The sequence below is a fragment of the Pedobacter sp. G11 genome (assembly GCF_003860265.1).
In the GTDB taxonomy this organism is placed as follows: Bacteria; Bacteroidota; Bacteroidia; order Sphingobacteriales; family Sphingobacteriaceae; genus Pedobacter; species Pedobacter agri.
This window is the reverse complement of sequence record NZ_CP034190.1, coordinates 13,636-29,311: the sequence shown is the minus strand read 5'-3', so window position 1 is coordinate 29,311 and position 15,676 is coordinate 13,636. Positions and strand designations below refer to the sequence as shown.

The following is a 15,676-nucleotide window of genomic DNA, read 5'->3' as shown; positions in this document are numbered from 1 at the left end:
AAAGAAAACACATGAAAACCTCAATATTAATGGCTTTAGGATTATCAGGGCTTTTGATTGTGGGAAGTTCCTGCAAAAAGTTTATTGATGTAAAGCCAGAACTCAATATATCTGATGAATTAACAATTGTTGACGGAAATTCAGCCCAAACCGCCGTACGTGGCATTTATAACCAACTTCAATCTAATGATTATTATGGTTATACTTTTCAAACACTGGGACTTTTCTCTGGCGACAATGTTCAGTATGTGGGTTCTCAAACCGTTAATCAGCAGCTTACCAATCACACTGTGCTGGCAGATTTAGCTGCGGTAGGAAATTCCTGGGCAGCAATATACAATACCATCAACAGGGCCAATAATGTAATTGCAAAAGTACCTGCACTGCCTGTTTCTACAACATTTACCGAAACTTTGCGAAATCAACTTGTGGGAGAGGCATATTTTTTAAGGGCATTAGCTTATTTTGATCTGGCCAGAACCTGGGGTGGTGTTCAGCTGGTTACCACACCAACTACTTCAGCTGCAGATCAAACACTTGCTAAACGAAGCACGCTTGCTGAAACTTATGCTCAGGTTTTAAGAGACCTTGCTCAGGCAGAAACACTTTTGCCAAATACAACAAATAGAATTAGGGCTACCAGAAAAACCGCATACGCTTTGCATGCCCGTGTTGCACTTTATCAAAAGGATTATACAAATGCCGCTGCTTATGCAACAAGGTTAATTGAGGATACAAATTATGCCCTCATTGGCCCATATAACTCATTTTTTGCGGCAAATGCTACCGTAACTCAAGAGTCGATTTTTGAGCTTCAATACAATATTAACGTAACCAATAGCCAGGCTTATAACTGGCAGCCAAGCAGTAATGGTGGAGTGGGGTGGGTAACGCCAACTCCTGCAGTTGCTACTTTATTGCTCAATACGGCAGTATCAGGAAATAGAAATTCATTGATTCTTACACAAACCACCGGTGGGGTTACACGATATTTTGGAAATCTTTATTATCGAACTGCTGGAACTGATCCTATTTATTTAATTCGTATTGCAGAATTATACCTGATTAGGGCGGAAGCTTTAGCACAACTTAATGACTTAGCCGGTGCCACACGAGATCTTAATGCAATACGAAGCAGGGCAGGCTTAACAGGAACAACAGCAACAACTCAAGCCAATTTAATTTTGGCGATAGAATCCGAAAACCGGTTAGAATTTGCTTTTGAAGATCATAGGTGGTATGATTTGATCAGAACTGGCAGAGCGGGGACGATTTTAGGAATTAGTGATCCAAATAAATTGCTGTTACCAATCCCGTACGCCCAATTATTAATCGATCCGAATTTATCTCAAAATCCAGGTTACTAAATATTGAGTTATGAATGATTCAAAAATTGAACAAGACGAACTTTTGCGTGGCTTTGCTTTCAGAACAACCTTTGTGTTTCTATTGCTGTTAACCATTCCGCTTACTGGAACTTATTATAGGCAATTGTTTAAAACAGATTGGTCACACTTTCAGGATGTTTTCCAAGCTGCTAACTACGTTCCTAAATTTTTTATAGGTAGCGATTGGGGCTTTGGAAGTTTTTATGGTTGGGGCATCGCTTTAATTATTAGCTTAATTGCGGCTTATTTTTGGGGCTTTTTAGTTAAAGATATTAATCAAAAGGAACCTGAACTTTATTACTGGCTGCGGGTAATCGTTCGGTTTAGATTGGCCATTGCATTATTGAGTTATGGGATCATTAAAATTTTTCCAGTCCAATTACCTGGGCCCACATTAAGTGATTTACACACTGCATACGGCGATTTTTTACCCTGGAAGTTATACTATTTATCAACAGGCGTGGCTTCTGCCTATTATGAACAAAGTTTGGGCGCCATTGAATTTTTAGCAGGCTTGTTGCTCATGTTTAGGCGCACAACAATTATTGGTGCCGGATTGGCAACTGCGTTATTGGTTAATATCGTGTTGATCAATTACGCCTATCACTTGAGTGATCAACTTTACAGCGTTTATTTGTTAATCCTTTCCGTATTTCTGCTATTATACGATACACCGCGACTTTATAATCTTTTGGTTAAGGAGCGACGAGCAAAGCCAGATGAATTTAATCCCGCTTATAAACCAAAACTTAAGCTGCCCCTAAAATTTGCTGTTATAGTTTTTGCAATTTTCTTCAGTACCATTACTTATGCTAATTATCGAAATAGCAATTGGCCCTATCCGAATACACCAGGCTTAGCTAAAGCAGCTGGTTTTTATAATGTAGAAAGTTTTCAATGGAACGGGGAACAGAAACCCTATTCGTTAACTGATAGTTTGAGATGGGTTGATGTTGTTTTTGAAAAATGGAATGTATTGAGCATTAGAAAAAACATTAATGCACCAATTAATCCAGTTTCACCCAGTTTAACTTTTCAAAAAAATGGTTTAGGAGATTACGAATCTAAAGGCAATGCTGGGAGGTTTTTTTATACATACATATTATCTGGATCGAAACTCAAACTCACAAATAATAATGATCCTACAGATACTTTACAACTTTCTATTTCCAGGACGGATAATGATATCATCTTATTAAACGGGGTTGATGCAAAACATGATTCTCTTAAGGTGAGTTTGAAAAAATTACCGAAGGAATATTTGTTGCAAAAAGGACGTCGTAAAAAAGTAAGCGTTTATTAATCAATTTAATTATAAGCTATGGAAACGCTGGTTACATCGAAAATACATACACAAAATTTAACAGAACCAAACCAATGGCAGGTTTGGAGCAAATGGGAGAAGATCCTGTTTAGGATTGCCTTTATCTTTATATTTTTGCTCATTATTCCGGTTACAACCGATTGGTATTCAAAAGCTATTTCTTCCAAAACAGTCTTCGCTTTTCTGAATAACCTCACGGGTTATCGCCCAAATTTTTATAGCCTGCAAACACCCAGTGGGCGGTGGGGAATAGGTGCTTACGCCACTTGGGGTGTCGCTTTAATAGTTGCACTACTGGGTGCTTCAATTTGGACTTTTATCGCCAGAAAGAGCAAAAGAACAAATTATAACACACTTTATTATTGGCTTCGTGTTGCGGTTCGCTATCGCATCGCTATTGGTATTATTGCATTCGGCTTTTTAAAACTCTATCCCATGCAAATGCCAGACCCTTCCATTTCCAATCTCGATACCAATTTTGGCGATTACAATACCTATAAAATTTATTGGCAGATAGTAGGTGTGTCTATCTGGTACGAAATTGTTTTGGGTTTGGTGGAAATTGTGGCCGGAGTGCTGCTTTTTTTCAGGGGAACTGTTGCCATTGGTGCAGTATTGGTTGCGGGGGTACTCTATAATATTGCCCATGCCAATTTTGCTTATGATGGGGGCGTTCATGTTTACAGTAGTTTTTTTGTCCTTTTATCCCTGTTTTTACTTATCCAATATGTGCCCAACCTGTGGCGACTGCTGATTTTGAAAAAGGAGGTTAGTCCAAACTATTATTATCCTCCGTTGAAAACGAAAAAGCAACGCAGTATTTTCTACTCCACTAAATATGCCTTTGTAATTGTTTTTACCATCATTTTTGCTTACCTGAGATACGATGTACATTATCATGTTGGTCAACTTAAAGAGCCTATTACACCAGGGCTGCCAAATGCTGCGGGATATTACAACGTGACAGAGTTTAAACTAAATGGTAAGTTATTGCCATTTAATCCGCTTGATTCAGTCAGATGGCGTAGTGTGGTTTTTGAAAGATGGAGTACTTTGATTTATCAGGTTCATAAGCCTTTTTCAATTTCATTAGCGAATGGAACACCAAATCCAAAAGATATAGACAGGAGTTATGAGTTGGCTGGCATTGCCGGAGGAAGACGCTTCCTTTATTATACCATTGATCATAAAACGCAGAATTTAATATTGCAGGATAAAAATCGCCCTTCAAGAGACGAAGATGGACCTGGTAAAAAGAATAAGTCGAAAGAAAAGGTGGTGAAGGAGCAAAAATTGGTTTGGCACTTTAAGCGTGATGGAAAAAATCGGATCATCCTTTCCGGATTGAATGATCGTAAAGACTCTCTCTATGTGGTTTTGGATAAAGTGGATAGGAAATTTGCTTCGAAACTGGATAGAAGTGAACTTAAATTTAATAAGTAAAGTGATGTTAAAAAAAATAGTAGGCGTTGTTTTTGCCATGATGATGAGTTTTCAAATTTTTGCCCAGCTGAATACGCAGGTACTAATTAGGGCGCAGGCAAAAGATGCAAAGTTTATTGGCACCGGCATTGGTGGCGCACTCGTAGTTGTACGAGACCATCTAACAAAAGAAATTTTAGCTAAGGGATTAACTACCGGAAGCTCTGGTAATACTGAGGTGATTATGAATCAAGCTAAAAAGCGTGGACAATCTATTACAGATAGTGCTACAGCAAAATTTATAGCCAATTTAAAAATCGCTGAACCAACTTTTGTAGACATAGAAGTACTGGCGCCAGTGAATAGGAAAAATGCAACTATTAATGCCTCCACCCAGCTATGGGTAATTCCCGGTAAAAATATTTTAGGTGAGGGTATTGTGCTGGAAATACCAGGGTTTATAGTGGATATTTTATCACCTACCACACACCAGCAAATCAAGCAGGCCAGTTTAAAAAATGGTTCGCTAAATTTCAAAGCAAGTGTTACGATGAGTTGTGGTTGCCCAATCACAAGTGGAGGTATTTGGAATGCTGATAAAATTAAGGTTCAGGCAATTGTTAAAAAGGAGGGTGTTAAAACAGAAGATTTGGCCTTAGTATTCACCGGACAAACCAATCTTTTCGAAGGAAAACTAAACATCAAAGAAAAGGGGAATTATGAGATTTTGGTTTTCGCTTATGATGAAAAAACCGGCAATACTGGGGTGGATAAAATTAACTTTGTAATTCAGTGATGAGAAGAAGATCATTTATTCGGCAGGCAGGCGGATTTTTCCTGCTATCTGCAGCCTGGCCTTCAAAGGTTTTTAGTGGCAGTAGAAATTGGCATATTGAACAATTTCAAGATAAAGGTCTTGCTCATTTTTCTTATGCAGTTTTGGTAAATGGAAAAATTATATTAATTGATCCGGGCAGAAATCCTAAACCTTACCTCGACTATGCAAAATCTCAAAATGCAGCAGTAACAGGTGTCATTGAAACACATCCGCATGCTGATTTTACCAGTTCACATCTGGAATTTCAAAAACTGAATAATATAAAAATTTATGCCAGCAGTTTAACCAAAGCTGGTTACCAGCGTACCGGTTTTGATGATGGGAACAAAATAAAGCTGAGCGACTCCGTTAGTTTAAGGTCTGTTTTCACACCTGGCCATGCACCAGACCACATCGCTGTTGTACTTACCGAAAACGGAAAAGATATCGCTGTTTTTTCAGGAGATTCATTATTAATTGGAGACGTTGGCAGACCAGATTTACGAGAAATTGGAACGGATGCAACCACACAGCGCAAACGATTGGCCGAACAATTATTTTATACCCTCCATCAAAAATTTGCGAAGCTTGCTGATTCAGTAATTGTATACCCAGCTCATGGTGCAGGTTCTCTTTGTGGGAAAGCGATCCGGGACGCTGCAAGCTCTACTATTGGAGATGAAAAAGCTCATAATCCAGCTTTTCAGATAAAAACCAAAGAGGAGTTCGTTAAAAATATTTTAAATGATCTTCCATTCACACCCAAATATTTTTCATATGATGTGGCCTGGAACATCAAAGGCTTGCCTGGCTTTGCAACTAGTATTGCCAGTGTAAAGCTGCTTGAGACGAATTTTGTACCTTCGGAAAATAGCATTATTGTTGACGCCAGGCCTGAATCGGTTTTTAAAAAATCTTATTTAAAAAATGCGATCAATCTACAAAATGGTGCAAAGTTCGAAACCTGGTTGGGCAGTACAATTCCTCCCAATACGAGTTTCTATCTCGTCGCAGCCGATAAGCGTGTGCTAGAGGAAGTGATTGCTAAAACAGCAAAAATCGGTTATGAACAACATATAACAGGAGCTTTTATTTACAATCTCGTAGACGGACAAAAGCTCGAAAAATATGAAACTACAACAAGCGCTATTGATGAATCAACCTACACTATCATTGATGTGAGAACAGAAAGAGAGTTTAGGGATGAGCCCATTTTTAAAAGTGCAATTAATATTCCTTTGCAGGATTTAAAAGATCAATTAAATAAAATCCCTCAGGATAAACCAATTTTAGTTAACTGTGCGTCGGGTTATCGTTCTGCTGCGGGGAGCAGTATTATTAAGAACAAATTTCCAAACCACGCTGTTTATGATTTGGGAACAGCCGTTTTAGATCTCGAAAAGACAGGTACCTCACACAAACCCAATCACTAGTGCAGAAAAATTACGAATATGATGCTGTTGTAGTAGGCTCAGGTCCGAATGGACTGGCTTGTGCGATCCAGTTGCAGCGAAGTGGATTATCGGTATTATTAATCGAAGGATCAGAACAAATTGGTGGCGGTATGCGTTCCAAGGAATTTTTCCCAGGATATTTGTCCGATGTTTGTTCGGCAATTCATCCAATGGCCGCCGGATCACCTTTTTTCAGTCAGCTGCCACTTACCGACTATGGATTAGAATACATTAATCCACCCGTTCTGGCAGCTCATCCATTTGATAATGGAACAAGTGCTTCGCTCAAATCTTCACTATATGAAACGGCCAATGGATTGGGTATAGACAAAGGAGACTATCTCGATTTGATGCAGCCAATCGTTGAGAATTGGCCAAAATTAGCTGAAGATATTTTAGGCCCATTTAAAATTCCTAAAGAACTTATTGCAAGTCTACAATTTGGTCTTTCTGCGATGAAGTCAGCTAAATGGCTGTCGAACAGATTTAAAACAGAAGAAGCAAAAGCATTATTTGGCGGAATGGCAGCGCATTCTTTTTTACCACTCGATCAATTATCAACTGCTGCAGTGGGCCTGGTATTGATGGCAAACGGACACCTAAAAGGTTGGCCATTGCCAAAAGGCGGATCACAGGCTATAGCTAATGCATTGCTTAGCTACTTTGAGTCTCTTGGCGGAAAGGTGCAAATGGGCTGGATGGTACGGTCTTATGGTGAAATTCCACCCGCGAAAGCGGTAATTTTTGATACGGGGCCCAAACAATTGATAGAAATTGCTGGCGATCATTTGCCTTCCTTCTACAAAAAAAGGCTTCAGAAGTTTCGCTACGGACCAGGCGTATTTAAAATAGACTGGGCATTAAGCGAACCTGTTCCTTTTACTGCTTCAGATTGCAGAAAAGCAGGAACAGTTCATTTAGGAGGAACATTTGATGAGATTGCAGCAGCTGAAAAAGCAACCTTTAATGGTAAAATTGCAGAAAATCCTTTTGTTTTGCTTGCTCAGCAAAGTTTGTTTGATGCAGATCGTGTACCCAAAGGGAAACAAGTTCTGTGGGGTTATTGCCATGTTCCAAATGGTTCTACGGTTGATATGACAAATGCAGTTGAGCAACAGATTGAACGTTTTGCACCGGGTTTCCGAGACACTATTATTGATAGGCATATAATCAATACTGCCCAATTTGAAGCCTACAATCCGAATTATATTGGTGGAGACATCAATGGTGGTGTTTTAGATTTGGCTCAGTTATACAGTCGCCCAATTTTGAGTCTTTCGCCTTATAGAACACCTGCCAACGGTATTTATATTTGCTCTGCAAGTACGCCTCCTGGAGGAGGTGTGCATGGTATGTGCGGATTTCATGCCGCTAATGCTGTATTAAAAGATATTAAATAAAAAAATGCCCTCCGAAATCCGAAGGGCATTTTACATTTAAAAAAATTAACACTAAAAGCCTAAACCTAAAGCAAATCCTCTTGAGGCATTTGTAATGGTTGCACCAGCTGTAGCAGCGCCGGTAGTCAAGTTTACACTATAAATTCGCTGTGTTGTACCTACGGTAAATAAGCCATAAGCCAGTCCACTTGTACCGCCAATATCAAATCCGTTGCTTCCTTCTACGTTAATGCCTAAGGCACCAACATCAACCAATAATCCTAAATTTGGGTTATCCTGTCTAACCAATTTATCGCTATTTGAATCGATATCAAATAAAACGGTTGTAGTTGCACCCGCAAAGTTGTTGGTATATGCCGCACCAGTAATTCCAGTTGTAGCAGGGTTCAGCACACCATCAACAGTTACGCTACCATCTAATGGGTTAAACCTTAAATTTTGACCTGTATTACTTACAATTCTGATTCTATCTACCGTTGGGTTAAAATCAAAACCAAATTGTGTTCCGCTTAATAATGTAGTTAATGGAGCTGTACCCACAACTGCGGCTGCGCCGGATGAAGTGTTGATTGTATAAATACGGCTCGTGCTTCCTAAAGCGTAAAGTTGTCCATTTAACGGACGGAAATCAATTCCTAAAATTTGTTCGCCAGTTTGAATACCGGAAATGGTTTTTACACTAACCGTTGGCGTAGCTGCCAATGGGTTGAAAATTAATAACTCATTATTGTTAGATACCGAATAAGCTACTGGTTCGGTAGGAATAGCTAAAGCCGTAATGTTCGCAGGCAGGTTTCCTATTTTCGAAGCTTTTCCACTGTTCACATCAATCGTAAATAATGCAGATGTTCCTCCTACAGTTAATGCAGCAAGTGCTGCGGTTCCATCGGGGTTAATATCGAAACCACCTGCATCTTCTACGTCGAAGCCTAAACTTCCAACTTCAACTAATTTTCCATCATTCGGCGGATCTTGTTTATAAAGTTTATCAGTTGCGGCGTCGATATCAAAAAGCACTGTTGTAGTTGCACCGGCTTTGTTTTGCGTGTAAGCTACTGAAGAAACTCTTGCATTTGTAACGCCGTTGATAGCGCCATCAGCAATCATCACCGCTCCACTTTCTGGATTTAAACGCAGGTTTTGACCAGTATTCGTTACCAATCTAATGCGATCAACAGTTGGATTGAAATCAAAACCCACTGAAGTTCCGCTAATGGCTGGTGTTAGCGGAGAAGCTGAAATTGATCTTGCCACACCGGTTTTATAGTCAATTACATATAAACGGCTTGTGCTTCCAACAGCATAAAGCTGGCCTGTTGCCGGGCGGAAATCAATTCCTAAAAGTGTTTCACCTTGTTGTAAACCAGAAATGCTAACCGTTGCACTAACAGAAGATGGATTTTTTGCATTGATTAATAACAACTTGCTGTCAGATGTTAGCGCATAAAAATTTACGTCTGGTCCCGGAACAAGTGTTTCGGTAGGGTTGTTTCTGTCTTTTTTGCAGGCAGAGAATAAAATAGGTGTCATAAGGGCAAGCAAAGCCATTATGAAGAAATGTTTAGTTTTCATCATGATTTTAATGTTTAATTAAGTATTGAGTTAATAAATAGGAGCCAGGTGAGCTGCTATTTTGGGGGTTGTTCGGGAATTTGAAGGTGGCAATAAGCCAATAGGAAGTTGCCAGCGAAGGAATGTTGGTTGGCATTGCCAGAGGAAGCAAAATCAAAATTTGTGATATTGTTTAAATGCAGATCAGCAAGTTTAACTTTATCTTCCAGTTGATTTTGTTTTTCTGATGATTCGGATTTCTCACTCTCAGCTGAAGAACTCTTTTGGATCAACTCTTTCGACATCTTGTGAACGGGAATTGCATATACTGCAATCCTACCCGCAAATGCAAGCAGTAAAAGAAGTACAATGAAATACCGTTGGTAAAAAGGTGCCATAGTTATGATCCACGAATTTGGATTCATAAGCACTTACGTAAATAAAATTTAGTTAGATTTCTATTGCAAAGAAATAATGCGAACTAAATGATCTAAGGCCACATCTTTAAAAACAAAACGCCTTCACAAATAGTTATTTGTATGGTTTAACATCAAGTGATAGGATTATTTAGTATCAAAAAAATTTTGGAGTATTATTTGTTAAAAGATGTCACAAACTTTTATTTTTCTGTCAAAACTTGTAAATTGCTTGTGCAAAAGGTTACAAATTGTCAGTTTCCTGTTGCATAAATATCCTTACAATAAACCGACAAAATTTTAGGTTAAGCTGTAGAAAGATTAAAAAATCTGCTTTAAAACCTTCAAAACACTTATTACGTAGATAGATATAACGGACACGATATTTATCACGACGCGATTCTTAAGTTAATTTCTGGGTAGTAAGTCTTTCAAAAGCTTGTTTATCCACCTATATGGCGCAATTGTTGATAAAATAAAGAAAACAGCAGGTACTCTTTTTATAATTTATTTTATAGTTTAGGGACGTAGCTGTTAAGAAAGGTATTATGGAAGCAAAATTTTCACCACAGGTTAAAGATGTAATCTCTTTTAGTAGGGAGGAAGCGCTCCGTTTAGGGCATGATTACATTGGAACCGAGCATTTATTATTGGGCCTCATTCGCGAAGGCGATGGCATGGCTATAAAAATTTTACGATCGTTAGGAGTTGATACCGGTAAATTGCGCCGCTCAATTGAAGATGCTGTTCGCGGTACTTCGAGTGTTACAGTTAACTTAGGCAATATTCCGTTAACTAAACAGGCAGAAAAAGTTTTAAAAATTACTTACTTAGAAGCTAAAATATTTAAAAGCGATTTAATTGGCACAGAGCATTTGTTGTTATCTGTTTTGAGAGACGATGATAACATTGCTTCGCAGATATTGTTACAGTATGGTGTTACTTATGATGTTTTTAAACAGGAGGTTGAAGTGAATAAAAATGGTTTCAGAGATGATATTTCAAACAGCGCATCTACGGGTGGCGATGATGATTATCGTGAAGAAGAGAGCTTTAGTACACCTAAAAAGGTTTCGGATATTAAATCAAAAACACCGGTTTTAGATAACTTCGGTCGTGATTTAACCAAGGCAGCAGAAGAAGGGCGCTTAGACCCGATTGTTGGCCGCGAGAAGGAAATTGAACGTGTTTCGCAGATTTTATCTCGTAGAAAAAAGAACAACCCGATTTTAATTGGAGAGCCAGGTGTTGGTAAATCGGCAATTGCAGAAGGTTTGGCCTTGCGCATTGTACAACGTAAAGTTTCACGTGTGCTTTTTGGCAAACGTGTAGTTACTTTAGATTTAGCATCGTTAGTGGCTGGTACAAAATATCGTGGTCAGTTTGAAGAACGTATGAAAGCCGTGATGAACGAGCTTGAAAAATCTACCGATGTAATTTTATTTATTGATGAGATTCATACTATTGTTGGTGCTGGTGGTGCTTCAGGTTCACTTGATGCCTCAAATATGTTTAAACCTGCTTTAGCCAGGGGAGAAATTCAATGTATTGGTGCTACCACTTTAGATGAGTATCGTCAGTATATCGAAAAAGATGGTGCGTTGGATCGTCGTTTCCAGAAAGTAATGGTTGAGCCAGCTACACCTGATGAAACTATCGAAATTTTAAGCCGCATTAAAGACAAGTATGAAGAACACCATGGTGTAACTTATACTCAAGAAGCAATTGAAGCTTGTGTTACTTTAACATCTCGCTATATTTCTGATCGTTTCTTACCAGATAAAGCAATTGATGCTTTAGATGAAGCAGGATCCAGAGTGCATTTGACAAACATCCACGTTCCTCAGAACATCATCGATATCGAGGCAAAAATCGAAGATATTAAGTTAGAGAAAAACAAAGTTGTTCGCAGCCAGAAATATGAAGAAGCAGCAAAATTACGCGATACAGAGAAAAATTTAATTGAAGAATTAGATAAAGCTAAAGCGGAATGGGAAGCAGAAACTAAAACAAAACGTTACGAAGTTTCTGAAGATAATGTTGCTGAAGTTGTAGCCATGATGACTGGTATTCCGGTACAACGTGTTGGACAAACCGATAGCCAAAAGCTATTAAATATGTACGATAAAGTTGCGGAGAAAATTATTGGTCAGGATGATGCCATTAAGAAATTAACCAAAGCCATCCAACGTACCAGAGCAGGATTAAAAGATCCTAAAAAACCAATCGGTTCATTTATTTTCTTAGGTCCAACTGGTGTTGGTAAAACAGAATTGGCAAAAGAACTGGCTCGTTTCATGTTTGATAGTGATGATTCGCTAATTCAAATTGATATGAGTGAGTACATGGAGAAATTCGCAGTATCTCGTTTAGTGGGAGCGCCTCCAGGATACGTGGGTTATGAAGAAGGTGGACAATTAACTGAAAAAGTTAGAAGAAAACCATATGCTGTAATCTTGTTAGATGAGATTGAGAAAGCTCACCCTGATGTTTTCAATATCTTATTACAGGTTTTAGATGAAGGACAATTAACAGATAGTTTAGGTCGTAAAGTTGATTTTAGAAATACAATCATCATCATGACTTCTAACATTGGTGCCCGTCAGTTAAAAGATTTTGGTCAGGGAGTTGGTTTCTCTACATCTGCGAAAACAAACCAGGCCGAATCTCACAGTCGTGGCGTAATAGAAAGTGCTTTAAAACGTGCTTTTGCTCCAGAATTCTTAAACCGTGTTGATGATGTAGTCGTTTTCAATAGCTTAGGTAAAGATGAGATTTTCAGAATCATTGATATCGAATTAAAAGCTTTATTCGGTCGCGTTCATACTTTAGGTTATGAAATTGCATTAACTGATAATGCTAAAGATTATATTGCCGATAAAGGTTTCGATAGTAATTTTGGTGCCCGTCCGTTAAAACGTGCCATTCAGAAATATTTAGAAGATCCGATCGCAGAAGAAATACTCAAAGGTGAATTAACTGAAGGCGATGTTTTGGAAATTGATTATAATAAAGAAACAGAGTTGATTTCAGTAAATCACAAAAAAGGCGAAAAGAAGAAAGAAGAGCCTAAAAAAGAAGAAGATTCTTCAAGTAAATAAAAAAAGCTCCCGATGAAAATCGGGAGCTTTTTTTATGATACACCTTTGATCATTTATCGTATTAGTAGAATTACAAAAACTATAAAAGTTGATTTAATCAAGGTTTAAGGCACAAAAATGTGATTCGATAGTTTTTAATTATAAAATTTTCAAGCTATCTTTCCACACCAAACAACCCTATTTAATGAAATTATACGTCCCAATGATCGGCTTGGCAATTGCTTGCTTTGCTACCTCCTGTAAAAAAGGAACTGAGTCTACTGCAATAGAAACCCTAACTAAAATTGAAACACCATTAGTTACTAATCTCAATAATGAACTAATGTTAAAGCTGGTAAATGATATACGTTTGGCTGGCTGCAAATGCGGAACCACTACAATGCCACCAGTTACTGCGCTTACCTGGAATGGCAATTTAGCAACTGCTGCGTCTAATTAAAGTAAATACATGGAGTCGATCAACAAAATGCAACATGAATCTGCAAATGGAAAGGGTGTTGGAGATCGTGTAACTGCTAGTGGCTACCAGTGGAAGTCTGTTGGTGAAAACGTTGCTCAAGGACAAACAACCGAAAACCAGGTTTTTAATGATTGGCTTAAAAGTGAAGGACACTGCAAAAATATGATGAATGCGGATTACAAGGAAATAGGAGCAGCGAGGGCAGGTGCTTTCTGGACTCAAGTATTCGCTGTGAAAATGTAAACTTGTTTAGCCACAGCTTAGCATAACTATAGGAATCTAATGTTAAACTGTGGCTATCTCATTTTTAAATGAATTACCCGCTAGATCATTTTGATTAATGCCTGGTAATACCGCTCGTAATTTTCCGGATCGGTATTCAGGAATAGAAAAGGTTCAATCAGTTCCAGCTCCATTAATAAAAATCTTCCATTAACAAATGTTCCGTCAACTCTTGCATACAGGCAGTTTTTTGCAAAAAGATTTACATATTTGGCAGCCATGTCAATTACCTCCTGACGGGGCTTTTGTGGGTGAACAGAACCTCCATGCGCAGGCTGAACCCGGAAATCACCAGGTTTTGCCTTTTTTACTAATGAGTGGCTGTAAGTTCCATTAAAAAATACAAACGACCACTCTCCATTTTCTATTATTTCAGGTAAAAATGGTTGAACAATAAAATCTTCTTCTTTAACAAGCACCTGCAGTTGATTATTTATTTCCTCCACATTTTCATCTGTCACTTTAAAAGTATTTTTCGCTCCACCGCTTACACATGGTTTTACAATAAGCTTTTTCGAATTAAACTGCTCAAAAAAATCATTAAGTAAAAATTGATCATTTTTACTGATAAATACACTTGGTGTAACTGCCAGTCCTGTGGCTTCAATTTCCTTGAGGTAATGTTTGTTGGTATTCCAGCGTACAACATCAATCGGATTTAATAGCTTGACTTCTTTTGTTTCCAGATGATCAAGCCATTTATGAAATTCATTAATCCTGTCAAAATAATCCCATGGAGATTTTAATACGGCCAATTGAAAGCGCTCCCAATTTACAGCTGGATCATTCCAAATTACCTTTTCAATGTGGAGTCCTTTATATTTTAGAAAGTTTAATAGTTTATCATCTTCACTTTCAACGGTTGTTGAATCGTATTTTCCCTTATCCAAATAAGTTACCAGTGCAATATTCATGTGTTAAAACTATGTTTTATCCCTCAAATTTCAAACTAGAACAATGACATCTGGTCATTTGGGACTTTAAAATGCGAATGATTTAAAACAATGCGCTTCACATTAAGACCATTTAAACGGCAGTGCAGCTTAAAATTATCTCTGATCATTTTTGCAATATGGCCGTCTCCACGCATGCGATCTCCAAATCTGCTATCATTTACATTTCCTCCATGGCAGCTTTGTATCATATGCCAAACCTTCTCAAAACGATCTGGAAAATTCTTCTGTAGCCAATCTTCAAAAATTTGAGCAATTGCGCCATTTAATCGTACTACGGTATAACCTGCCTGTATCGCACCAGCACTAGCCACCGCTTTTAAAATTTTTGGAATTTCGTGATCGCTTAGGCCCGGAACAAGTGGCGCAACGACTACGCCCATCGGTATTCCAGCTTTGCTCAATTCTTCCACTACTTTTAGTCGCTGTTTAGCAGTTGTGGTTCTTGGCTCCATTACTTGCCTTAAATCTTCATTTAAACTATTAATAGAAACATAAACCATGCAGAGATTTAGCCTGGCCATTTCCTGCAGAATATCTTTGTCACGAAGAATAAGCGAATTCTTTGTAATCATGCCAATGGGTTGCTTGTACTCCAGTGCTATCTCTAATAGCTGACGGGTTAATTTGAATTTCCTTTCCGCAGGTTGGTAACAATCGGTATTTCCAGAAAGTGATATCGTGGAAGCATCCCATCCTTTTTTCTCAAGAAATTTTTTAAATAGGAGAGGAGCGTCCTTTTTCACGATAATTTTGCGCTCGAATTCGATGCCTGCACTATATCCCCAGTATTGATGAGAATTGCGGGCATAACAATAAGTACAGCCATGTTCACAGCCCTGATATGGATTTAGCGAATAAGCCATTCCAACATCCGGACTATCAACCTTATTTACAATAGATTTTGAGTTTTCGAAAATAAAGGACGTTTTGTGGTCACTTTCCTCCCAATCATCAATGCCCTCATCATACTCTTTTACATAAACATCCTTTAAGAATTTGTTATGTGGATTAACCTGAGCACCCCTTCCTCTGAAATACTGTTTTTCTTCGCCAGTCATTAATTAAAATTACTAATATTTTTAGTAATTTTAATTAAATGTGGAAA

General features: G+C 38.2%; 13 protein-coding genes. 9 read left to right on the top strand and 4 right to left on the bottom strand.

What is annotated here, in order from left to right:
* Positions 1-11 precede the first annotated feature (11 nt).
* Genes EA772_RS00125 through EA772_RS00100 form a run of 6 tightly spaced genes read left to right on the top strand, consistent with a single transcriptional unit; the run spans position 12 to position 7,805 of the window.
* Positions 12-1,367 carry a RagB/SusD family nutrient uptake outer membrane protein gene (locus EA772_RS00125; protein WP_124910732.1) on the top strand — a complete coding sequence of 452 codons (1,356 nt, stop codon included), beginning with the start codon at positions 12-14 and terminating at the stop codon, positions 1,365-1,367.
* A gap of 10 nt (positions 1,368-1,377) precedes the next feature.
* Positions 1,378-2,691, top strand: coding sequence for a beta-carotene 15,15'-monooxygenase (locus tag EA772_RS00120; protein WP_124910731.1), 1,314 nt, complete (start codon positions 1,378-1,380; stop codon positions 2,689-2,691).
* A gap of 18 nt (positions 2,692-2,709) precedes the next feature.
* Positions 2,710-4,155 carry a hypothetical protein gene (locus EA772_RS00115; RefSeq protein WP_124910730.1) on the top strand — a complete coding sequence of 482 codons (1,446 nt, stop codon included), beginning with the start codon at positions 2,710-2,712 and terminating at the stop codon, positions 4,153-4,155.
* Between the two features lie 4 nt (positions 4,156-4,159).
* Positions 4,160-4,930 carry a hypothetical protein gene (locus tag EA772_RS00110; protein ID WP_246834013.1) on the top strand — a complete coding sequence of 257 codons (771 nt, stop codon included), beginning with the start codon at positions 4,160-4,162 and terminating at the stop codon, positions 4,928-4,930.
* Entirely contained in the window at positions 4,930-6,384 is a 1,455-nt protein-coding gene (locus EA772_RS00105) for a rhodanese-like domain-containing protein (protein WP_124910728.1), read from the top strand. The genes EA772_RS00110 and EA772_RS00105 overlap by 1 nt, the downstream gene beginning before the upstream one ends.
* On the top strand, positions 6,384-7,805 hold the full coding sequence (locus EA772_RS00100; RefSeq protein WP_124910727.1) for an NAD(P)/FAD-dependent oxidoreductase: 1,422 nt from the start codon (positions 6,384-6,386) through the stop codon (positions 7,803-7,805). Before EA772_RS00105 ends, EA772_RS00100 begins: the two co-directional genes overlap by 1 nt.
* 51 nt (positions 7,806-7,856) lie before the next feature.
* On the opposite strand, the gene EA772_RS00095 is transcribed toward EA772_RS00100, so the two are convergent.
* Positions 7,857-9,380, bottom strand: coding sequence for a DUF4394 domain-containing protein (locus tag EA772_RS00095; protein ID WP_124910726.1), 1,524 nt, complete (start codon positions 9,378-9,380; stop codon positions 7,857-7,859).
* 53 nt (positions 9,381-9,433) lie between these two features.
* Positions 9,434-9,754, bottom strand: coding sequence for a hypothetical protein (locus EA772_RS00090; RefSeq protein WP_124910725.1), 321 nt, complete (start codon positions 9,752-9,754; stop codon positions 9,434-9,436).
* Between the two features lie 566 nt (positions 9,755-10,320).
* Here EA772_RS00090 and EA772_RS00085 point away from each other — a divergent pair.
* The 3 genes from EA772_RS00085 to EA772_RS00075 all read left to right on the top strand — a co-directional run bounded on the left by EA772_RS00085 (position 10,321) and on the right by EA772_RS00075 (position 13,576).
* Entirely contained in the window at positions 10,321-12,873 is a 2,553-nt protein-coding gene (locus tag EA772_RS00085; RefSeq protein WP_010600533.1) for an ATP-dependent Clp protease ATP-binding subunit, read from the top strand.
* Between the two features lie 184 nt (positions 12,874-13,057).
* Positions 13,058-13,312, top strand: a complete 255-nt coding sequence (locus EA772_RS00080; protein WP_124910724.1) for a hypothetical protein — start codon at positions 13,058-13,060, stop codon at positions 13,310-13,312.
* Positions 13,313-13,321: 9 nt separating this feature from the next.
* Positions 13,322-13,576 carry a CAP domain-containing protein gene (locus tag EA772_RS00075; protein WP_124910723.1) on the top strand — a complete coding sequence of 85 codons (255 nt, stop codon included), beginning with the start codon at positions 13,322-13,324 and terminating at the stop codon, positions 13,574-13,576.
* An 80-nt stretch (positions 13,577-13,656) separates the two neighbouring features.
* Here the strand turns inward: EA772_RS00075 and EA772_RS00070 are convergent, their stop codons facing one another.
* Both EA772_RS00070 and EA772_RS00065 read right to left on the bottom strand, forming a co-directional pair.
* The gene (locus tag EA772_RS00070; protein ID WP_124910722.1) at positions 13,657-14,529 is read right to left on the bottom strand and encodes a RimK family alpha-L-glutamate ligase; all 873 of its coding nucleotides are present in this window, start codon (positions 14,527-14,529) and stop codon (positions 13,657-13,659) included.
* Between the two features lie 35 nt (positions 14,530-14,564).
* A complete protein-coding gene (locus EA772_RS00065; protein WP_124910721.1) occupies positions 14,565-15,629 on the bottom strand; it encodes a PA0069 family radical SAM protein in 1,065 nt (354 codons plus the stop codon).
* Positions 15,630-15,676: the final 47 nt, after the last annotated feature.